General features: G+C 47.7%; 19 protein-coding genes. 16 read left to right on the top strand and 3 right to left on the bottom strand.

All coding sequences use genetic code 11. From position 1 onward, the window contains the following. Positions 1 to 45 precede the first annotated feature (45 nt). From H8Z76_RS01445 to eno, 4 genes are all read left to right on the top strand, one after another. Positions 46 to 1788 carry an ABC transporter ATP-binding protein/permease gene (locus H8Z76_RS01445; RefSeq protein ID WP_186981430.1) on the top strand — a complete coding sequence of 581 codons (1743 nt, stop codon included), beginning with the start codon at positions 46 to 48 and terminating at the stop codon, positions 1786 to 1788. Beyond that, positions 1785 to 3440, top strand: coding sequence for an amino acid ABC transporter ATP-binding/permease protein (locus H8Z76_RS01440; RefSeq protein WP_186981429.1), 1656 nt, complete (start codon positions 1785 to 1787; stop codon positions 3438 to 3440). The genes H8Z76_RS01445 and H8Z76_RS01440 overlap by 4 nt, the downstream gene beginning before the upstream one ends. Beyond that, positions 3440 to 3796, top strand: a complete 357-nt coding sequence (locus tag H8Z76_RS01435) for a nitrous oxide-stimulated promoter family protein (RefSeq protein ID WP_147617925.1) — start codon at positions 3440 to 3442, stop codon at positions 3794 to 3796. Before H8Z76_RS01440 ends, H8Z76_RS01435 begins: the two co-directional genes overlap by 1 nt. Before the next feature lie 186 nt (positions 3797 to 3982). Further along, complete coding sequence (eno, locus tag H8Z76_RS01430; RefSeq protein ID WP_022516510.1) at positions 3983 to 5281, top strand: phosphopyruvate hydratase; 1299 nt, start codon at positions 3983 to 3985, stop codon at positions 5279 to 5281. Positions 5282 to 5384: 103 nt separating this feature from the next. Here eno and H8Z76_RS01425 read toward each other — a convergent pair whose 3' ends face one another. Beyond that, on the bottom strand, positions 5385 to 5885 hold the full coding sequence (locus H8Z76_RS01425) for an NUDIX hydrolase (RefSeq protein WP_147617926.1): 501 nt from the start codon (positions 5883 to 5885) through the stop codon (positions 5385 to 5387). Positions 5886 to 6039: 154 nt separating this feature from the next. Here H8Z76_RS01425 and H8Z76_RS01420 point away from each other — a divergent pair, with 154 nt between their 5' ends. From H8Z76_RS01420 to H8Z76_RS01365, 12 genes are all read left to right on the top strand, one after another. Further along, on the top strand, positions 6040 to 6738 hold the full coding sequence (locus H8Z76_RS01420) for an ABC transporter ATP-binding protein (protein WP_022516512.1): 699 nt from the start codon (positions 6040 to 6042) through the stop codon (positions 6736 to 6738). A gap of 13 nt (positions 6739 to 6751) precedes the next feature. Beyond that, on the top strand, positions 6752 to 9019 hold the full coding sequence (locus tag H8Z76_RS01415) for an ABC transporter permease (protein ID WP_186981428.1): 2268 nt from the start codon (positions 6752 to 6754) through the stop codon (positions 9017 to 9019). Positions 9020 to 9136: 117 nt separating this feature from the next. Beyond that, a complete protein-coding gene (locus tag H8Z76_RS01410) occupies positions 9137 to 9355 on the top strand; it encodes a cation transporter (protein ID WP_022516035.1) in 219 nt (72 codons plus the stop codon). A gap of 49 nt (positions 9356 to 9404) precedes the next feature. After that, entirely contained in the window at positions 9405 to 11273 is a 1869-nt protein-coding gene (locus tag H8Z76_RS01405) for a heavy metal translocating P-type ATPase (RefSeq protein WP_147617929.1), read from the top strand. A gap of 92 nt (positions 11274 to 11365) precedes the next feature. Further along, positions 11366 to 11728, top strand: a complete 363-nt coding sequence (locus tag H8Z76_RS01400; RefSeq protein ID WP_022516037.1) for an ArsR/SmtB family transcription factor — start codon at positions 11366 to 11368, stop codon at positions 11726 to 11728. Positions 11729 to 11838: 110 nt separating this feature from the next. Next, complete coding sequence (locus tag H8Z76_RS01395) at positions 11839 to 12033, top strand: hypothetical protein (protein WP_147617931.1); 195 nt, start codon at positions 11839 to 11841, stop codon at positions 12031 to 12033. A 149-nt stretch (positions 12034 to 12182) separates the two neighbouring features. After that, a complete protein-coding gene (locus H8Z76_RS01390) occupies positions 12183 to 12968 on the top strand; it encodes a ZIP family metal transporter (RefSeq protein WP_186981427.1) in 786 nt (261 codons plus the stop codon). Between the two features lie 22 nt (positions 12969 to 12990). Next, a complete protein-coding gene (locus tag H8Z76_RS01385; RefSeq protein ID WP_186981426.1) occupies positions 12991 to 13203 on the top strand; it encodes a hypothetical protein in 213 nt (70 codons plus the stop codon). A 126-nt stretch (positions 13204 to 13329) separates the two neighbouring features. Further along, on the top strand, positions 13330 to 13635 hold the full coding sequence (locus H8Z76_RS01380; RefSeq protein ID WP_186981425.1) for a DUF6110 family protein: 306 nt from the start codon (positions 13330 to 13332) through the stop codon (positions 13633 to 13635). 74 nt (positions 13636 to 13709) lie between these two features. After that, the gene (locus tag H8Z76_RS01375) at positions 13710 to 15788 is read left to right on the top strand and encodes a heavy metal translocating P-type ATPase (protein WP_186981424.1); all 2079 of its coding nucleotides are present in this window, start codon (positions 13710 to 13712) and stop codon (positions 15786 to 15788) included. A gap of 107 nt (positions 15789 to 15895) precedes the next feature. Then, on the top strand, positions 15896 to 17227 hold the full coding sequence (locus tag H8Z76_RS01370; RefSeq protein ID WP_186981423.1) for a serpin family protein: 1332 nt from the start codon (positions 15896 to 15898) through the stop codon (positions 17225 to 17227). Between the two features lie 130 nt (positions 17228 to 17357). Then, positions 17358 to 18143, top strand: coding sequence for a sporulation initiation factor Spo0A C-terminal domain-containing protein (locus H8Z76_RS01365; RefSeq protein ID WP_186981422.1), 786 nt, complete (start codon positions 17358 to 17360; stop codon positions 18141 to 18143). Positions 18144 to 18299: 156 nt separating this feature from the next. Here H8Z76_RS01365 and H8Z76_RS01360 read toward each other — a convergent pair whose 3' ends face one another. Further along, a complete protein-coding gene (locus H8Z76_RS01360; RefSeq protein ID WP_186981421.1) occupies positions 18300 to 18743 on the bottom strand; it encodes a GNAT family N-acetyltransferase in 444 nt (147 codons plus the stop codon). A 69-nt stretch (positions 18744 to 18812) separates the two neighbouring features. Further along, positions 18813 to 19679, bottom strand: a complete 867-nt coding sequence (locus H8Z76_RS01355) for an alpha/beta fold hydrolase (protein ID WP_186981420.1) — start codon at positions 19677 to 19679, stop codon at positions 18813 to 18815. Positions 19680 to 20714: the final 1035 nt, after the last annotated feature.

Below are 20714 nucleotides of genomic sequence, written 5' to 3'. Positions count from 1 at the left end.
GGGGCTTTCTTTCGTTTATGAGAAGAAAAATCAGGAGGAAACAGGATGATGATCGACAAACGTCTGGTGGGAATGGTGCCGGACAGCAAAAAATACATTGCGGGGAATGTAGTGCTCATGTGGTGCTCCCTGGTGGCAAATATCGTTATGATGTCAGGGATCGCCTTACTGTTACAGAAACTTTTTTTTAAAACTGCGGACAGCCGGGACATCGTTCTCTTTGCCGGTCTTGTGGCAGCAGTCAATGTGGCGCGTTATTTTCTTACGACCGGGGCAAGCCGGATGAGTTATCTGTCCGTCCGCGCGGTAAAAAAGACGCTGCGCGAACAGATCTATCAGAAGCTTTTAAAACTGGGAATGTCCTACCGGGAAGAGTTAAAAACATCCGAGATCGTGCAGGTGGCGGTTGAGGGAGTTGAGCAGCTGGAAACCTATTTTGGCGCGTATCTGCCGCAGTTTTTCTATGCGATGGCAGCACCGCTCACGCTTTTTATCGTGCTGCTGTCGGTGAGTGTTCCGGCGGCGGTGCTTCTGTTTGTCTGCGTGCCGCTCATCCCGGTTGCGATCGCGCTCGTCCAGACCTGGGCAAAGAAACTGCTGTCCAGATACTGGGATCAGTATACGGCGCTCGGAGATACGTTTTTGGAAAATCTGCAGGGGCTCACCACGTTAAAGGTCTATCAGACGGACGGAATACGCCACGCAAAAATGAACGAGGAATCCGAAAAATTCCGGAAGATCACGATGAAGGTGCTTACTATGCAGTTGAATTCGATCACGATCATGGACATCGTCGCATACGGCGGAGCCGCGCTTGGTATTGTTGTGGCGCTGTTACAGTACCGTGGCGGGCATACCGGGTTTGGGGGATGTCTGCTCATCATCCTTCTGTCTGCGGATTTCTTTCTCCCGATGCGGCAGCTTGGCAGCTTCTTCCACATTGCGATGAACGGGATGGCGGCGAGCGGAAAGATGTTCCGGCTTCTGGAATTAAAAGAGGAACCGCAGGAGAAAAAACAGGAGATCCCGGATACAGAGGCGCTGATCCGGCTGGACGAGGTCTGCTTTTCCTATGAGCCTGGACGGGAGATCCTGCATGATATTTCCATGGAATTAAAACCGGGCAGCTTTACGGCAATCGTGGGAGAAAGCGGCAGTGGAAAGTCCACGCTTGCGTCCGTTTTGACCGGACAGAACAAAAGAAGGAAAGGAACGCTTACGATCGGCGGCGTGGATTTTGATGACATTTCAGAGGAAAGCAGGATGCGGCATATCACCTACGTCAGCCACAACAGTTATCTGTTTGGCGGGACGGTGCGTGACAATCTCCTTATGGCAAAGCCGGATGCATCGGAGGAAGAACTCTGGCGGGTTTTGGAGCAGACAAAGCTCTCGGATTTCTTAAAAAGCGAGCAGGGACTGGATACCGTGCTTACCGCGCAGGCATCCAATCTCTCGGGTGGACAGCGGCAGAGACTTGCGCTTGCGCGGGCACTTTTGCATGACAGCCCGGTCTATCTGTTCGACGAGGCGACTTCCAACATCGATGTCGAGAGCGAGAATGACATTATGGAACAGATCATTGCGCTGGCACAAAAAAAGACCGTGATCGTGATCTCACACCGGCTTGCGAATACGGTAACCGCAGACCGGATCTATGTGCTTGCGGACGGAAAACTGGCAGAGCGGGGCACACACGAAAAGCTGCTGGAAAAGCGTGGCGTGTACGCGTCACTCTGGAATACACAGCAGGCATTGGAACATATAGAAAAGGAGGAGACGGCATGAAAAAGAGAAGTAATATTACCGTAATGGCAAAACTGATCGGGCTGGTAAGACCGCTCACAGGATATATGATCCTTGCCATTTTCCTTGGACTGCTCGGACATCTCTGCGCGTCTTTGCTTACCGTTTTTGGCGGCTATGCGCTGCTTGGCATCGCAGGTGTTTACAAAGTTCCGACCGGTTTTGTTTTTACCCTGCTTCTGGTGTGTGCATTTGCGCGTGGATTTTTGCGCTACGGGGAACAGTCCTGTAATCATTTCATTGCGTTTAAACTGCTTGCGCTTTTGCGCAACCGTGTATTTTTTGCGCTGCGGAAGCTTAGTCCGGCGAAACTCGAAGGGCGTGACCGGGGCGACCTGATCGCGGTCATCACATCGGATATCGAACTTCTGGAAGTGTTTTACGCCCACACGATCTCTCCGGCAGTGATCGCGTTTCTCTTTACCGTGACCGCGTGTGTGTTTATCGGAAGCTTTCATCCACTGCTTGGGGTGGTCGCGCTTGTGGCGTATCTTACCGTCGGGCTTCTTGTGCCGTTTCTCTTATCAAAAGCAAACGGGGATAACGGTCTGCGCTTCCGGGAACGGTCCGGCGCGTTAAGCGGCTTTGTCTTAGACAGTCTGCGCGGACTTTCGGAGACGATCCAGTACGGACAGGGAGCGGAGCGCCTGCGCCGGATGAACGAACAGACAGACGCGCTCGCGGAGGATGAAGCGCGCATGAAACGTCTGGCGGGGCGCGGTACGGCAGTGACCGGTGCCGTGATCTTAACAGCGGATCTTGTCATGCTCGTCTGCGCGTCCTTCCTGTATCAGGGCGGGGCAGTCGGATTTGACGGAGTGCTCATCCCGACGTTTGCGCTTATGAGTTCCTTTGGGCCGGTGGTCGCGCTGGCAAATCTCGGTAGCACATTGCAGAATACTTTTGCGGCGGGAAACCGTGTGCTTGATATTCTGGAAGAAAAACCACAGGTCGAAGAGGTAACCGGAAAAGAACAGGTCACATTCCGGGATGCCGGGGCAGAACAGGTGACGTTTTCCTATGGATCGGAAACGATCCTTTCGGATGTCTCCTGCAAAATACCTGCGAATACCGTGACCGGTATCATCGGAAAAAGCGGAAGCGGAAAATCCACACTGTTAAAGCTGTTTTTGCGTTTCTTTGAAGTAAAACAGGGAGAGATTAAAATTTCCGGTGTGCCGGTGGCAGACATAAACACTTCGGACCTCCGTGCGATGGAGAGCTATATGACGCAGGAGACCAGTCTGTTTCACGACAGCATTGCGAATAATCTGAAGGTGGCAAAGCCGGACGCGACCGAAGAAGAACTGACCGCGGCGTGTAAAAAAGCGTCCATCCATGATTTTATCATGAGCCTGCCAGAGGGATATGACACCGAAGTCGGGGAACTTGGGGATACGTTATCCGGTGGGGAAAGACAAAGGATCGGACTTGCAAGGGCTTTTTTACATGACGCACCATTTATCCTGCTGGATGAGCCGACCAGCAATCTGGACAGCTTAAATGAGGCAGTGATCTTACAGTCGCTCGCAAAAGAGCGCGGCAAAAAGACAATGGTATTAGTGTCACACCGGCCGTCCACCATGAGGATCGCCGACCAGGTCTATTCGGTAGAAAACGGGAGGATGAGCTGATGCGCGACAAGGAGAGCAAGCGTGAGCGCGAAAAGAAGATGGTTTCTGAAATGATCGCGCTTTACTGCAAAAAGAAACATCACACGAAGATCACACGAAAAAAAGACGGATCGCACAAAGAGGAGCTCTGCCCGGAATGTCTGGCACTGTCAGAGTATGCGTGTGCGCGCAGTGACAAATGTCCGTTTATGGAGACCAAGACCTTCTGCTCGAACTGCAGGGTACACTGTTATAAACCGGAAATGCGGGAAAAGATCCGTGAAGTCATGCGCTTTAGCGGGCCGAGGATGCTTTTTTATCATCCCGTTATGGCACTGCGCCATGTGATCGAAAGCAGAAAAGATGATAAAAAATAGCTATTACCGTCGCTTGATTTTTTTTAGAGGTTTTGATACTCTAATCTAAGTTAGCAAAGGCTAACAAAAGAGCGTAAATCATATGACAGACTCCGGGAGAGTAACTGCTGAATACTTTCCTTTCCGCCGGGAATTGGAGCTTCCCGGCGGGAGGATTTCTGTCAATAACGGAAGGAGTATTTTAGAATGAATTATCTTGAAATCGAGAAAGTAATCGGACGCGAAATTTTAGACTCCAGAGGAAACCCAACCGTAGAGGCTGAGGTAACACTGGTCGATGGAACGATCGGCAGAGGAATGGCACCGAGTGGAGCTTCTACCGGAGAATTCGAAGCATTGGAACTGCGTGACGGTGACAAGGCAAGATATCTTGGCAAGGGCGTGGAGAAGGCTGTAAATAATATCAACACGATCATTAACGATACACTCTGCGGCATGGACGCATCTGACATCTATGCAGTAGATGCTGCTATGTTTAAAGCAGACGGAACCAAGGACAAATCCAAACTCGGAGCAAACGCGATCCTTGCAGTTTCCATTGCATGTGCAAGAGCGGCAGCAGAATCACTTGACATTCCGCTTTACCGTTTCTTCGGCGGAATCTCCGGAAACAGACTTCCGGTACCGATGATGAACATCGTAAACGGAGGATGCCATGCGCTTTCATCCGGACTTGACGTACAGGAATTCATGATCATGCCGGTTGGTGCACCTTCTTTCAAAGAATGCTTAAGATGGTGTGCGGAAGTATTCCACGCACTGGCAGCGATCTTAAAAGACAGAGGACTTGCAACATCCGTTGGTGATGAAGGTGGTTTCGCACCGGCACTGAAATCAGATGAAGAAGCGATCGAGACGATCCTCGAGGCAGTAAAGAAAGCCGGTTATGAACCTGGCAAAGATTTCAAGATCGCGATGGATGCGGCTTCTTCCGAGTGGAAGACCGGAAAAGTCGGTGAATACAAGCTGCCGAAGGCAGGTACGGTATTTACATCTGATGAACTGATCGCACACTGGAAAGGTCTGGTAGAAAAATATCCGATCATCTCCATTGAAGACGCACTGGACGAGGAAGACTGGGAAGGCTGGAAGAAGCTTACCGCAGAGCTTGGCGATAAGGTTCAGTTAGTCGGCGATGACTTGTTCGTTACCAATACCGAGCGTCTTGCAAAGGGTATTTCCCTTGGCTGCGGAAATTCCATCCTGATCAAGTTAAATCAGATCGGTTCCGTATCTGAGACACTGGAAGCAATCAAGATGGCACACAAGGCAGGCTACACAGCGATCGCTTCCCACCGTTCCGGCGAGACAGAGGATACTACGATCGCAGATCTTGCGGTAGCGTTAAATACCTGCCAGATCAAGACAGGCGCACCGAGCAGAACCGAGCGTGTCGCAAAATACAACCAGCTTTTACGCATCGAAGAAGAGCTTGGCGCAGCGGCAGTATATCCGGGCATGGGCGCATTCAACGTAAACAACTAATTTATTTATGGGATGATGAAAAAGATTTGATGGGTAACAGATAAAAAAGAAGCAGTAGGAAAGCAGATTTGCTTTCTTACTGCTTCTTTGATAAAAACAAAGATCAGTCAAAAACCGCTTTGATACTGTCGTAATGTAAAAAGATGCCCTGTTTTGCGTAGTCACTGATCTCAGAGAGCGTGGCGAAAGAAAAACCGGAGGTTTCGGCCTCCTGCAGTTTTACATCAGAGGTATCGATGTCCATGGTAAATTTGTAGACATCCACAAAATAGTTGTTTTTTTCTTCCGGGTTGACCCGCTTGTAGGAAAACGCGTAGCCGCCGTCCGCACCGGTCACATCAATGCCGGTCTCCTCGAGGATCTCACGCTTTACGGCATCCGCGGAGCTTTCACCGGCAACGACACCGCCGCCCGGGACTTCCCACCAGCCGGCTGCCCATTCCTTATCGAGCTTGCGGCGGGTGATCAGATAGGTGCCGTCCGGGCGCTTTATCACACCGAGCACGGTCAGGTGAAATTCATCCGGCTTCATATTCCAGTCGTTGCGTTTCATCGTGCGGCCGGTCTTTTCTTTGTTTTCATTATAAATATCCCATAATTCCATTTTTCTTTTTCCTTTGCTGTAAATGATTGCGAAACACTATAAATAATTTTAACAGTATTTTTAGGAATTGACAACGGTTGTATTTTTGCTATAATATATATAAACATATGAACAATTATTCATATATAAAAACATATAGAAGGGAGAGCTAATTATGTTTTTGGAGATTCATGAATTAAAAAAAGGTTACGGAAGCGGTGAGAACCGCACGGAGGTACTGCAGGGCATTGATTTTACGGTGAACAAAGGTGAGATCTGTGTGCTGCTCGGGCCTTCCGGTTCGGGAAAATCCACGCTGCTTAATATTATAGGAGGGATCGATACGGCGGACAGCGGCTATGTATCGGTCAATGGAGAAAAGACCAGAGATATGAGCGAAAAGACACTGACACGTTATCGCAGAAAACATCTGGGCTATGTATTTCAGATGTACAATCTGATCCCGAATCTGAATGTGAAGGAGAATATCGAGGTCGGCGCTTATTTAAGTGACAGTCCGCTTGACATTGACGACCTGCTCCACACCCTGGGGCTGTATGAGCACAGACACAAGCTGCCGAACCAGCTTTCCGGCGGACAGCAGCAGCGTACCTCGATCGGGCGTGCGATCGTCAAAAATCCGGATATCCTGCTCTGCGATGAGCCGACCGGAGCGCTTGACTACCACACGTCAAAGGAAATCTTAAAACTGATCGGGGATGTCAATCAAAAATACGGAAATACGGTCATCATGGTAACGCACAATGACGCGATCAAAAATATGGCAGACCGCGTAGTCAAACTGCGTGATGGCGCGATACGGAAAAATTACTGCAACGAGACAAAGATCGCGGCAGAAGATCTGGAATGGTAAAGGGGGAGAACGTATGAAAAATCCATTACGCAAACGCCTGCCCAGGGAACTGGTCGGTGATCTTTCAAAATATCTGGTCGTATTTTTATTTATGACGCTCACGATCGGCATGATCTCCGGATTCCTTGTGGCGGACGACAGCATGTTACAGGCGTACGATGAGAGTTTTGAAAAATACAACATTGAAGACGGAAACTTTACGCTTGCGGCAGAAGCGGATGATGCCCTGATCGATGAGATCGAAAAATCAGATGTCACGGTCTGCGAGCATTTTTATCTGGAACAGAAGACGGAAAAAGGGGTAGACAGTACCCTGCGCATTTTTAAAGAGAGAGATAAGGTAGATCTGGTGTGCCTGATGGACGGGGAAATGCCGGCATCCGAAGATGAGATTGCGCTTGACCGCATGTATGCCAAAAACAATGATCTCGCGATCGGGGATGCGGTCACCATAGGCGGCACGGAGTATACGATCTCCGGGCTGGTGGCACTTTCGGATTACAGCGCGCTTTTTTCAAACAACGGGGATATGATGTTTGACGCGGTGAAATTCGGTGTCGCGATCGTGACGGAGGACGGATTTGACAGTTTTGATTCGGATACGATCCGCTACAATTACGCATGGAAATATGACAAAGCACCGAAAAATGATACAAAGGCGAAAGATATGGGTACCGATCTGATGGAAGATGTGGCGACAGCCGCCGCGATGGATGGAAATGCCCTGACCGGATTCCTGCCGGCGTACACCAATTCCGCCATTCATTTTACCGGCGATGATATTGGCGGCGACCGCTCGATGATCCTCACGCTGCTCTACATTGTGATCGTGATCATGGCATTTGTTTTCGGCGTGACGACGAACAATACGATCGTAAAAGAAGCGGGCGTGATCGGAACGCTCCGTGCGTCCGGTTATACGAAAGGCGAACTGTTAAGACATTATATCAGCCTTCCGATCCTTGTGACTTTTATCGCCGCGATCATCGGAAATATACTCGGATACAGTGTGTTTAAGGATGTGTTTGCGGGGGTATATTATAACAGCTACAGTCTGCCGACCTATGTAACCAGATGGAATGCGCAGGCGTTTGTGCTGACAACGGTTGTGCCGCTTATTATCATGCTCTTAGTAAACGTTGCGCTGATCGCCCACAAACTGCAGTTATCCCCGCTTAACTTCCTGCGGCGTGATTTAAGAAAGACAAGGCGGAAAAAAGCAGTGCGCCTGCCGCACTTTAAATTTTTCAACCGTTTCCGCCTGCGGATCATTTTCCAGAACAGCGCGAGCTATGTGACACTTGCGGTCGGGATCTTATTTGCCAATATCCTTTTAATGTTCGGCCTTATGATGGTTCCGCTTTTGAATCATTATCAGGATGAAGTTTTAGACCATATGATCGCGGATTACCAGTACATCTTAAAAACTCCGGCGGAGACGGGAAATGACGCGGCGGAGACCTACTGTGTATCCACATTAAAAACGGTATTTGAAGATAAAGAGAGCGACGAAGTGACGGCATACGGAATTGAACCGGACAGTGCGTATGTGGATGCCAAACTGCCGGAAGATGGCGTGTTTATCTCTGACAGCTATGCGGATAAGTACCGCATAAAAGAAGGGGATACGATCCGTTTAAAAGAGGCATATGGAAATAAAAAGTTCGAGTTTGAGGTAAAAGGGATCTATACTTACCCGGCGGGGATCTGTATCTTTATGGATATCGATGAATACCGGGATGTGTTTGAAAAGGACGCGGACTATTTTAACGGATATTTTTCGGATGAAAAGTTAACGGATATCCCGAAGGAAAATATCGTATCGACCGTGACGGAGGATGATCTGACCAAGATCTCAAGACAGCTTGATGTTTCCATGGGAGATATGTTCCAGGTGATCAACGTATTTGCCATAGTGATGTTTGCCCTGCTTGTATATCTTCTGACCAAACTGATCATTGAGAAGAATACGATATCGATCTCTATGGTAAAAATACTGGGGTATGACAACCGGGAGATCGGAAAACTGTATCTTACGGCGACGACCTGGGTCGTGGTGTGCAGTATCGCTGTGAGCATCCCACTGTCGTATCTATTGATCGAACTTATTTACCGCAGTATGATGGCGGACTTCCACGGCTGGCTTATGATGTATGTCGCGCCGAAGGTATACGGAGAGATGTTCGTACTCGGACTGATCGTTTACTTTGTCGTGGCGTTCTTCCAGATGGCGCGCATCCGCAAAATCCCGATGGATGAGGCTTTGAAAAATGTAGAATAAAAAATGGTGAAAACCTATTGACAATGCCGGTGGCGGTGCTATAATAAACTCAAACATATGAATAAATGTTCATATGTTTGAGACAAAAATAAAAAGAGAAAAGTGAGGAATCATACCATGAAAAAAACTTATAAGATCGATGTAGACTGTGCAAACTGTGCAAACAAAATGGAAGAAGCAGCAAAGAACACCGCAGGTGTAAAGGATGCTACCGTAAACTTCATGACCTTAAAAATGAACGTAGAGTTTGAAGAGGGAAAAGATCCGAAAGAAGTAATGCAGGATGTTTTAAAGAACTGCAAAAAAGTAGAAGACGATTGCGAGATCTTTTTCTAAAAAACAGGCTGCGCGATGCAGCAGTTAAGGAAAAAGAGGAGGGAACGCTATGAATAAGAAACAGAAAAAAGTTCTTATCCGGATTCTTGTGGCAGCGGTGCTGATGATCGTGTTTTCACAGCTCCCGGTGGAAGGATATGTAAGATTTCTGCTGTTTATGATCCCATATCTGGTTATCGGATATGACATTTTGAAAAAGGCGTTTAAGGGAATTTTAAACAGACAGGTCTTTGATGAGAACTTCCTGATGGCAGTTGCAACGGTCGGTGCCATTGTACTTGGAAATTATACCGAGGGCGTTGCGGTTATGCTGTTTTACCAGATCGGGGAACTGTTCCAGAGCTATGCGGTCGGAAAGAGCCGCAGGAACATCAGTGAGCTGATGGACATCCGCCCGGATTACGCAAACATCGAGCGGGATGGAAAACTGGAAAAGGTAGACCCGGATGAAGTTGAGATCGGTTCGGTCATCGTGGTACAGCCGGGTGAAAAGATCCCGATCGACGGTGTGGTCACCGAGGGAAAGACAACGTTAAATACCAGTGCGCTGACGGGCGAGAGTCTTCCGCGTGAGGTTGCGCCGGGAGATGAAGTCATCAGCGGATGCATCAATATGACGGGTGTGTTAAAGATCCGGACCACAAAAGAATTTGGGGAATCTACGGTATCAAAGATCCTGGATCTGGTGGAAAATTCCAGCTCCAAGAAATCAAGATCCGAGCATTTTATCTCCAAGTTCGCAAGATACTATACACCGGCAGTATGTTACGGAGCGCTTGCGCTGGCTGTCCTGCCGCCGCTTGTCCGGATGCTTGCCATGGGGCTTGCACCGGAGTGGGGCAACTGGATCTACCGTGCGCTTACCTTCCTGGTTATCAGCTGCCCGTGCGCGCTGGTCATCAGTATTCCGCTCAGCTTCTTTGCCGGGATCGGCGGAGCGAGCAGAGAGGGTATTTTAGTCAAAGGTTCCAACTACTTAGAGACACTTGCCCAGACCAGATATGTGGTTTTCGATAAGACCGGTACCATGACACAGGGTGTGTTTGAGGTAAGCGGGGTACATCATAATGAGATGGAAGAAGCCAGACTTTTGGAGTATGCGGCATTAGCAGAGAGCGCTTCCTCCCATCCGATCAGCAAGAGCCTGCAGAAAGCGTACGGCAAGGCGATCGACCGCAGCCGCGTGACCGATATTGAAGAGATCAGCGGAAACGGTGTGACTGCAAAGATCGATGGGATCCCGGTTGCTGCCGGAAACGCAAAACTGATGGAGCGTCTTGGAATTCCATATAAGGAATGCCATCATGTCGGAACCGTTGTTCACATGGCAGTGAATGGCGCATATGCGGGACATATCCTGATTTCCGATCTCTTAAAACCGAATGCGAAAGAAGCGATCACGAGCTTAAAGCATGCAGGGATCGAAAAGACAGTCATGCTGACCGGTGACTCAAAGAAAGTTGCGGATCAGGTGGCAAAGGAACTTGGCATCGGAGAGGTTTACAGTGAACTGCTTCCGGCTGACAAGGTATCCAAAGTCGAAGAACTCTTAAAAGAGAAGAACGCAAAGGCAAAACTTGTCTTTGTCGGAGATGGTATCAATGACGCGCCGGTACTTTCCAGAGCGGATATCGGAATCGCAATGGGAGCGCTCGGTTCCGACGCGGCGATCGAAGCGGCAGATGTTGTCCTGATGGATGATGATCCGTTAAAAATCTCAAAAGCGATCCGTATCGCAAGAAAATGTATGCGTATTGTTTACGAAAATATTTACTTCGCGATCGGTATCAAGGTCTTGTGCCTGATCCTCGGAGCACTCGGTATCGCCAATATGTGGCTTGCAATCTTCGCGGACGTAGGAGTTATGGTGCTCGCGGTATTAAACGCAATCCGGGTATTATTTGTAAAAAAGCTGTAAGTGTGTTAGACTGAAAAGCGGCGAATGAAAGATCCTGTGCCGGACCGGTACAGGATCTGATTTTTCATAAGAAAGAAAAAGCGGGTGATAAAATGGCAGAAAAAGAAGTAGAGTGTTGTGATGCGGTGGAAGTGCATGAAAATCTGCTTAAAATTGTAAATGAGACGATGCCGGAGGAGACAGAGTTATACGATCTCGCAGAGCTTTTTAAAGTATTTGGAGATTCTACACGGATCCGGATCTTATTTGTTTTGTTTGAAGCGGAGGTGTGCGTGTGTGATCTGGCGCAGGTGCTGCAGATGACGCAGTCGGCCATCTCACATCAGCTTAAGATCTTAAAACAGAACAAGCTGGTGAAGAGCCGCAGGGAGGGAAAATCCATTTTCTATTCTCTCGCGGATGATCATGTGCGGACGATCATAGCCCAGGGCTGCGATCACATCGAGGAAAATTAATGTAAAAAGGAAAAGCCTTTTTCAAAGAGCAGTTCATTTACGTCGGCAATGGAGTAATTCCGCTGCAGGGCAAAAATAATGAGGCTGTCGGAGCAGCCGTCAACGGGATCATGACGCAGAGTGTTTTCTCCTGCGATGTGGCTGCGGGAAAAACCGCAAATGATGGGATCACATTGCTCAGCAGTGATTTAGATCAGGCAGGGATCAGGCAGATCCAGAATGTGGAATTTACGTTCCATGTATTTGATACGGATACTTATGATACAATTTTTGACACCGATCCGTTAAGTGTTTCTTTTGAATAAGACCGCGTGTGGCTTACCATAGGTCTGTCAGTGCAAGAGCAGTATGTGTGCAGAAAAAAATTCTGCGCGCATACTGTTTTTTTTCGCAAAAGTATAGTACAATAACACAGGATGGAGTTAGATGCAACTAACAGAGAGGAGGATGGATTATGACAACTGATATATTAAGCGGGATCCTGATCCCGTTTGCGGGAACATCACTTGGTGCGGCATGCGTGTTTGTTATGAGAAGAAACAGCATGAACCGCATTGTACAGAAGGCACTCACCGGTTTCGCGGCGGGAGTCATGGTAGCAGCATCCATCTGGAGTCTTTTGATACCGGCGATGAATCAGTCGGCAGAGCTTGGGAAACTTGCGTTTCTCCCTGCGGCAGTCGGATTCTGGCTTGGTATTTTATTTTTACTTTTTCTGGATCATATCATACCGCATCTGCACATGGGAGCAGAGACCGCGGAAGGGCTGCATACACAGCTGAAGCGGACGACTATGCTGGTGCTCGCGGTGACGCTTCACAACATTCCGGAAGGAATGGCAGTTGGTGTGGTATACGCCGGGTATCGCATGGGGAATGGTGATATCACGGCGATGGGAGCGTTCGCGCTCGCGCTTGGAATCGCGATCCAGAATCTTCCGGAGGGAGCGATCATATCGATGCCGCTCCGGTCAGAAGGGATGAGCAAGGGGAAGGCGTTCATCTGTGGTGTACTTTCCGGTATCGTGGAACCGATCGGCGCGCTCCTTACCGTGGCGGCGGCAGGTTTTATCGTTCCGGTACTGCCGTATTTGTTAAGCTTCGCGGCGGGAGCCATGATCTATGTGGTGGTGGAAGAACTGATCCCGGAGATGTCCGAAGGGGCGCACTCCAATGTGGGAACACTTCTTTTCGCGGCAGGATTCACGGTCATGATGATGCTCGATGTGGCATTGGGGTAGGAAATATGGAGGCAGACAGAAAATGAAAGACAATTTTTATTACGGAGATATTGATTACCACGAGATCATCGAGTGCCTGGTCAGCGCGCTGGATGCGAAAAGCCCTTATACCGCAGGACACTCCAAGCGGGTGAGCGATATGGCGCTTGCGGTGTGCAGACGGATCAGGCACGATCTCAAATATTGCTACAAAGAGATTGAAAAAACCTCGGAACGATGTATGATCCTGTTATAGGAAAATATATATTAAAGAACTGGGAACTGATAAAAATTATCATTAGTGAAAAAAGTCTTGAAAATGTAAACCAGGCGAACTAATATATGATAAAAACTGTAGAGAAAAGTTACGGAGGTAAAAGAAATGTTAAAGTGTTTTGAAAAGATTAATTGGGCGAAGACAGGTATTTTTGCAGCAGGAGTTCTGTTTGGTACCGCAGGTATCAAAGCACTTTCCAGTGATGACGCGAAGAAGGTTTATACCGGATGCACCGCAGCATTTTTAAGAGCAAAGGACTGCGTGATGAAGACAGCAGCTACCGTTCAGGAGAATGCGGGAGATATCTACGCAGAAGCAAAACAGCAGAATGAAGAACGTGCAGCAGCCGCAGAAGCAGAAGCAGTTGAGGACGTGGAAGAAGAAGCAGAAGCGGACACAACAGAAGAATAAGATAAGTGACTGATCTGAAAAAATAAAGAACGCCTGCAGGATCCTGCAGGTGTTTTTCTAAGGAGTGAATCAATTTGAAATTTCAAATCAAGCATGAGATCAAGGGACGTATGCGTGTACATATGGCGCAGAAGCGAATGACCTTTGCGCAGGCAGACACGCTGTTATATTATCTGCACAGTTTCAAATATGTGACATCCGTGCAGGTAAGGGAACGCACCGGCGACGCGATCATCTGCTATGTCGGTGACAGAGAAGCGATCATAGACCGGCTCAGAAAATTCCACTATGAAGATGTGGAGATGCCGGAAGGTCTGATCGAAAATTCAGGAAGAAAAGTAAACCAGGAGTATCAGGACAAGCTGGTCTATAAGGTACTTTTCCATTACGCGAGAAAATTCCTTCTGCCATATCCGCTCCGGGTATGCTATACAGGACTTACATCCATAAAATATATCAAAGAAGGATTACAGACACTTGCGGCGCAAAAGATCGAGGTACCGGTCTTAGACGCGACAGCGATCAGCATCTCCATGCTGCGCGGAGATTTTAATACCGCGGGATCCGTAATGTTCTTACTTGGCATCGGAGAACTGCTTGGCGAGTGGACACACAAAAAGTCGGTAGACGACCTGGCAAGAACCATGTCCTTAAATGTAAGTAAAGTCTGGTTAAAGACCGAAGATCAGGAGATCCTGGTTCCGGTATCCGACATCAAAGAAGGAGACCAGGTCATTGTACATATGGGAAATGTCATTCCGTTTGACGGCCTCGTAACAGACGGTGAGGCAATGATCAATCAGGCATCCCTGACCGGAGAATCCGTTCCGGTGCGGAAGACCGTAGAGAGTTCCGTATATGCGGGAACCGTTGTAGAGGAAGGAGAAGTGACGGTCAGAGTAAAAGAAGTCGGTGGTTCCAGCCGCTTCGAGAAGATCGTTACCATGATCGAAGAATCCGAAAAATTAAAATCCGCATCTGAAGGCAGAGCGGAGCATCTTGCAGACCGTCTTGTGCCGTACACGCTTGCGGGTACCGGTCTCGTATATCTGTTTACCAGAAATGTGACCAAGGCGCTTTCGGTTCTGATGGTTGACTTCTCCTGTGCGTTAAAACTTGCGATGCCGATCTCGGTACTTTCCGCGATCCGTGAAGCAAGCCTTTACAATATTACGGTAAAAGGCGGAAAATATCTGGAAGCGATCGCGGAAGCGGATACCATTGTCTTTGACAAGACAGGTACGCTCACAAAGGCTGAGCCGACCGTTGCGAAGGTGGTATCTTTCAACGGACAGTCCACGGATGAACTGCTCCGTATCGCGGCGTGTCTGGAAGAGCATTTCCCGCACTCCATGGCAAAAGCGGTTGTGGACGCGGCGGAACAGAGAAATCTTGCGCATGAAGAGATGCATACAAAGGTAGAATATATTGTTGCGCATGGAATTTCCACTTCAATCAACGGAAAACGCGCAATTATCGGAAGCCATCACTTTGTCTTTGAAGATGAAAACTGCCGGATTCCGGAGGGAATGCAGCAGCAGTTTGACGAGCTTCCAAAAGAATACTCCCATCTGTATCTTGCGATCGAAGGGGAACTTGCGGCAGTCATCTGTGTCGAAGATCCGCTCAGAGAAGAGGCAGAGGCAGTGGTCAATTCCTTAAAGAAAGCCGGAATTTCCAAAGTAGTTATGATGACCGGAGACAGTGAGCGTACCGCGCGCGCGATCGCGAAGCGGGTAGGCGTGGATGAGTATTATTCCGAAGTCCTTCCGGAGGATAAAGTCGGCTATGTCGAAAAGGAAAAAGAAAAGGGAAGAAAAGTCATTATGATCGGTGACGGAATCAACGATTCTCCGGCACTTTCTGCGGCAAACGTAGGAATCGCCATCCGTGATGGCGCGGAGATCGCAAAAGAGATCGCAGACATTACCATTGGCGCGGACAATCTGTATCAGATCGTGACGTTAAAGCTTCTCAGTGACAGCCTTATGAAACGGATCCATAAGAATTACCGTACGATCGTGGGATTCAATACGGGTCTTATCGTGCTTGGCGTGGGCGGTATTTTACAGCCGGCGACTTCAGCGCTGCTTCATAATGCATCAACACTTCTGATCGGCTTAAAGAGCATGCAGAATTTGCTGACAGACTAATTGAAAACAGGACAGGCTTATTGCGAAAGTGCTTGTGTTACGCTATAATTTAGGTAACAGAGACAAAGTGCAATAGGCCTGTTTTTTTATGGCACGAGGTAAAAGTTATGAAAAAGGAAAAGAGAAAAAAAGAGATCTTCGGAGCTGTGGCGGCAGGTATGTGCCTTGCGGCATGTCTGACCGGATGCGCTGTGACAAAGCAGGAAGATGATAATCATGGGGAAAGCAAAAAAAGCGGGGAGACGCAGAACCTTTCCGTGCAGTATCAAAAGGAGAAGACCGTAGCAAAGGGCGAGGTCTCAGACGCGTTTCGCGCGGCATATGCGGATTTTTCCGTAAACCTGTTAAGAGAGAGCCGGGCAATGGCAGACGCGGAGGGAAAGAATACGATGGTGTCACCGCTTTCCGTCATGACGGCGCTTGAGATGAGCAGATACGGCGCAGACGGCAATACCGGAAAGCAGATGGAACAGGTCTTATATGGCGGAATGTCCGGCGAGGAGGGGCGCACGGATCTGATGCGCTTTACCGACGGACTTCCGGATGAGAAGGACGCGTCTTACATCGGAGCAAATTCGATCTGGTTTCGCGAAGCAGCGGACAGAACGCCAAAACAGGTTTTTTTAGAGAGCAACGGAGCGGATCTTGACGCGGATATTATTGAGACTTCTTTTGGAAACGATACGGTAGATGCCATCAATCAGTGGGTAGAAAAAAAGACCGATGGAAATGTGAAAAAAATACTTGATGAGATACCGGAAGGCGCTGATATGTATCTGATCAATGCTTCGTCTTTTGATGCGGAATGGGAAAACGAATATGAGGAAAGCGATATCTTAAAAGACCAGGAATTTACCTGCGCGGACGGAACCAAAAAGAACGTCGATCTGATGGAAGCGACAGAGAGGGAGTACCTGTGCGGGGAAAAGGAAACCGGATTCCGGAAAGCATACAAAGAAGGCTATTCCTTTGTGGCGCTCCTGCCAAATGAGGGAATTGAAATCAATGATTATGTAAATCAACTGGACGGAGCAACGTTCCTGAAACTGATGGAGGAAGCACAGGAAGAAACCGTCTATACGATGCTTCCGGCGTTCGAGAGTGATACCGGATTCGAGCTTTCCGACACATTAAAGGCACTTGGCATGCCGCTCGCGTTTGACAAAGATCAGGCGGAATTTCCGGGGATCTTTGAGGAGTCGGACGTTCCGGTATGGATCGGCAGAGTGCTGCATAAAACGCATATCTGTGTGGACGCGCGCGGAACCAAAGCAGGGGCGGCGACCGTGGTAGAGATCATGACAGAATCCGCGGCACCACAGGATCCGGACGAAGAACCGAAGGAAGTGTATCTGGATCGCCCGTTTGTCTATGCGATCGTGGAAGATGATACAAATCTGCCGGTGTTCATCGGAACGGTGGAAGACATTGGAAAGTAAGCCGGTGCCGTATATGCATGGAAACCGGAAAAATACGCAAAAAGCATAGAGAAGGGCATATGCTTCTTGCGTACAATGTTTATAGTATACGGGGATTAAGGAGTATGTAAGAAAGAGAAATGAAACAGGAATGATAAAGATTTTAATGGTAGAGGACGATGAAATGGTTTGCCGGTCTTTTCAGGTGGCAATACGGAATAACGCGGCATTTTCGCTGGTAGGAAAAACCGGCAGCCAGAAAGAGGCGATGCAGATGCTTCTTTCCTTTGATGTGGATGTGATGCTTTTGGATCTGGAACTGGATGAGGGCGATGGCATGCACCTGCTGGAGGAAATGCGGGCGAAGTTAGAAAGGCTTCCGGAGATCATCACCGTCACGAATACGAGCTCGGAATCCGTTTTGAGCTGCGTGCGCGAACTGGGTTCGGATTTTGTATATCAGAAACATAATGGCGCGTATTCGCCGGAAAATGTGTTGGAGATCATTCAGATGACATTTCCGTACTATCAGAATAAGACGGCGGATCAGACACAGGTGCTTGCTGCAGAGTACAGCATGGAAAAGGAAAGGGAATATCAGCGCGTCTACATACGCCGGGAACTGGAAAAAATGGGATTTACGGCGCAGAAAAGAGGAACTTATTTTCTGGCAGACGCGATCTGCATGGGACTGGAAAATAAAGAACACCGGAAATTACAGATCACCAATGACATCTATCCGGTCGTGGCGGAACAAAACGGTGTGTCCATCGGCGGTGTGGAGAAGAGCATCCGTGACGCGATCGAACATGCCTGGCGGGATGCGAATCTGGCAAATCTGGTGCGGTATTATCCGTTTACCTGGAGTGAGGAGATCGGACGTCCGACGAACGCCGAGTTTGTCTCAAACATGGTCGAGCGTTTTGAACTGAAATAAAAATAAGAACAAAAAAATGCAGCAGTGTATCTTTTCGAATAAGGATACACTGCTGTTTGTGTAATGGCGACGAAGAAAACGGACGCCGTGCTTGCACGAGCGTCCATTTGACGACCACTGATCAGAGCGGGATGTGGAACGCATTCCGTCTCTGTTTCACATCAGCTTCATATACAAAAGCGGATACGGATCTCCCTGCTCATCGAGATCCGTTCTTTTATAGGTCTGAAAGCCGAAATGTTCATAAAATCCTACCGCCTGCGGATTCTGCTCGTTGACCGTAACTTCCCGGATCCCATAATTTTGAACGCCATATTGCAGCAGTCTGGTTCCAATTCCTTTTCCACGTTCTGACGCAGAGAGAAAGAGCATTTCCAGACGGCTCTGTTCTGTTCCCATAAAAGCGACTGGTTCACCCCGGTCATTTTTTGCAACGATCAGATGTTTGACGCTGGTGAGAGCCTGTGGAACGTATTCCCTGATCCGGTCAATTTCCGCGTCCGAAAGAAAATGATGGGTTGCGCGAACCGATCCTTCCCAAATGTCTAAAAGGCTTGTCAAAAGCTGCGCTGTTCTTTTTTCAACTTCATATATTTCCATGTCATCCATCCTTCCTCATTTACGAGTTCAAATCTGATACCGGTCATACCTATCATAATGTCAAAAATTCTATTGGCGTGCCAGAAACTTCTCTATTTTTTCCATATAATCTTCTGCCTGAACGACAAAGCCCATATGTCCGCCGGGTGCACGCAGGATTTCGGCATCCAACTTCTCAAACAGAGCGGACAGCCGTGCCTGGTCTTCTTTTGTGAAAATGTCATTTTCTGGGATAAGAACCTGGATCTTTCCACGCAGATACGCAAAATCCGTCGGATCAAATACCGGATAATCTTTCAACAGGGAGACACACTTCACACTGTGGATATAGCGCTGCTTATAGCACAGGTCAGAAGTCACTGTCTCATAAAACGTTCTGCCGTATGCCTGACCTTCCGGTGATTCGCAGGTTAAAAAGCCCTGGCACTTTTTGAGCAGAAGATTCATTTCTGTTTTTGCCGGAATCAGCTTGAGAAAAAGTAAAAGAAGTGGTGTGACGAACCATGCTTTTTTGATATGGCGGAGATAATCGGAATCCAGAGTCAGCGTTGTGATCAGGATCATTTTCGTTACGACCTCGGGATAGTTTTTTGCAAAGATCTGTGCGTGGACTCCGCCGTCGCTGCATCCGATCAGGATCACCTGTCTGATCGCAAGCGCTTTTAATAAGGCGAAGGTAAATGCCATCTGCTCATCCACGTTGGTGATGTGGAGTGGATATTCATAGATCAGAAACCGGTAGTTTTGGCCAAAATGCAGCGCATAGGGCATCCATGTTTCCTGCATTTCCAGTCCGTGAAAGAATAAAAGGACGGGTGCGCCCTCTTTTTCGCCGTACTGATACCGGATCCTTGTGCCGTCGACCTCGATGGTCCGGTAAGGGTACTGCTGTAAAAAAGCCTGATATTCTGTCTTGAAATTTTTCGTTTTTTCCATAAGTCTTTCTCATCTTCGAAATTTGATTATTCGTGATCTGTCTTTCCATGCGCTTTCAATAAAATGAAGAAAGATGCATTGAAATACCATTTCCTCCACAAAGCCTGCAAAACCTGTTCTTTATTCGTTTCTGATGAAACATATTCTTCCGGAATAAACAAAAGATAATATCCTTTTATTGCGGTCGGTAATAGCAGAGCCGTGAGAAACCATTTACCTTTTATAAAAAAATAGGGATTTCAAAATGAAATGACATCTGTCAGTCATTATACTATAAAATTCGGACAAATGCAGAGACTTTCTCGCGATGTGTTCGTCCCATTGACCGGAATGGGATGAAAAAGTCATACAATATTTTTCGACAAAAATCGAAAGACGCATAAGAGAAACAGCAAGGGAAAGGAAAAATCCGGTCGTAAAAAATCGACGGAAATCGTAGAAAACCGCGGGATTGGCCGACAGTTTCCGCCTCCTGATTTTGATAGTTTTTGGTTATCAAAAACAGAGGAGGCGGCAGGAAATGGGTTTCTGGGATTATTTTTGGAAGATATTAAGTCCTATTCCGTAAAAAGAAAGCATGGCAAATATTTGCCATGTTTTTTTTGTTTGTTATAATATAGATAATGAAAGAAGGAAAAGATATGATGTTTAAACTTTGCTATATTATAACAGAAGTACTTTTATATTTTGTTACATTAGATTGGATTACGTTGGGGAGAATAAAGAAAAAAAGAGGGGTAAGTTTGACATGTGGTGCAATACTTGTAGCTATGGAAATGATACTGATAAAAAATATCGGAGAAGAGGATGCAGTTGGAAAGACAATTTTTGTTATGCTATGTCTTGTGTGGATGTTTATCTATTTATGCGTTACAGATCATAGTCAGGGTTTACTTTATAAATTTTCTATGACTATAGCTACCGTTGTAATAGATACAATTTACGCAGTACTTTTGACACTGCCAAGTTCATATTTATGTCTATGGATAGCGGGAAACAGAAATATGAAAGTGGTGAGAATATTTTTTATGGTGG

Source organism: Roseburia yibonii, assembly GCF_014297335.1.
Classification (GTDB): Bacteria; Bacillota; Clostridia; order Lachnospirales; family Lachnospiraceae; genus Roseburia_D; species Roseburia_D yibonii.
This window is presented reverse-complemented; position numbering and strand designations above follow the sequence as displayed.

Bases quoted from the DNA above. Each gene is read 5' to 3' on its own strand.
- H8Z76_RS01395 (WP_147617931.1), top strand. From the start codon at position 11,839: ATGACGCAGAGTGTTTTCTCCTGCGATGTGGCTGCGGGAAAAACCGCA.
- H8Z76_RS01445 (WP_186981430.1), top strand. From the start codon at position 46: ATGATGATCGACAAACGTCTGGTGGGAATGGTGCCGGACAGCAAAAAA.
- H8Z76_RS01440 (WP_186981429.1), top strand. From the start codon at position 1,785: ATGAAAAAGAGAAGTAATATTACCGTAATGGCAAAACTGATCGGGCTG.
- H8Z76_RS01390 (WP_186981427.1), top strand. From the start codon at position 12,183: ATGACAACTGATATATTAAGCGGGATCCTGATCCCGTTTGCGGGAACA.
- H8Z76_RS01410 (WP_022516035.1), top strand. From the start codon at position 9,137: ATGAAAAAAACTTATAAGATCGATGTAGACTGTGCAAACTGTGCAAAC.
- H8Z76_RS01385 (WP_186981426.1), top strand. From the start codon at position 12,991: ATGAAAGACAATTTTTATTACGGAGATATTGATTACCACGAGATCATC.
- H8Z76_RS01420 (WP_022516512.1), top strand. From the start codon at position 6,040: ATGTTTTTGGAGATTCATGAATTAAAAAAAGGTTACGGAAGCGGTGAG.
- H8Z76_RS01425 (WP_147617926.1), bottom strand. From the start codon at position 5,885: ATGGAATTATGGGATATTTATAATGAAAACAAAGAAAAGACCGGCCGC.
- H8Z76_RS01355 (WP_186981420.1), bottom strand. From the start codon at position 19,679: ATGGAAAAAACGAAAAATTTCAAGACAGAATATCAGGCTTTTTTACAG.
- H8Z76_RS01415 (WP_186981428.1), top strand. From the start codon at position 6,752: ATGAAAAATCCATTACGCAAACGCCTGCCCAGGGAACTGGTCGGTGAT.
- H8Z76_RS01435 (WP_147617925.1), top strand. From the start codon at position 3,440: ATGCGCGACAAGGAGAGCAAGCGTGAGCGCGAAAAGAAGATGGTTTCT.
- H8Z76_RS01380 (WP_186981425.1), top strand. From the start codon at position 13,330: ATGTTAAAGTGTTTTGAAAAGATTAATTGGGCGAAGACAGGTATTTTT.
- H8Z76_RS01360 (WP_186981421.1), bottom strand. From the start codon at position 18,743: ATGGAAATATATGAAGTTGAAAAAAGAACAGCGCAGCTTTTGACAAGC.
- H8Z76_RS01365 (WP_186981422.1), top strand. From the start codon at position 17,358: ATGATAAAGATTTTAATGGTAGAGGACGATGAAATGGTTTGCCGGTCT.
- H8Z76_RS01400 (WP_022516037.1), top strand. From the start codon at position 11,366: ATGGCAGAAAAAGAAGTAGAGTGTTGTGATGCGGTGGAAGTGCATGAA.
- eno (WP_022516510.1), top strand. From the start codon at position 3,983: ATGAATTATCTTGAAATCGAGAAAGTAATCGGACGCGAAATTTTAGAC.
- H8Z76_RS01370 (WP_186981423.1), top strand. From the start codon at position 15,896: ATGAAAAAGGAAAAGAGAAAAAAAGAGATCTTCGGAGCTGTGGCGGCA.
- H8Z76_RS01405 (WP_147617929.1), top strand. From the start codon at position 9,405: ATGAATAAGAAACAGAAAAAAGTTCTTATCCGGATTCTTGTGGCAGCG.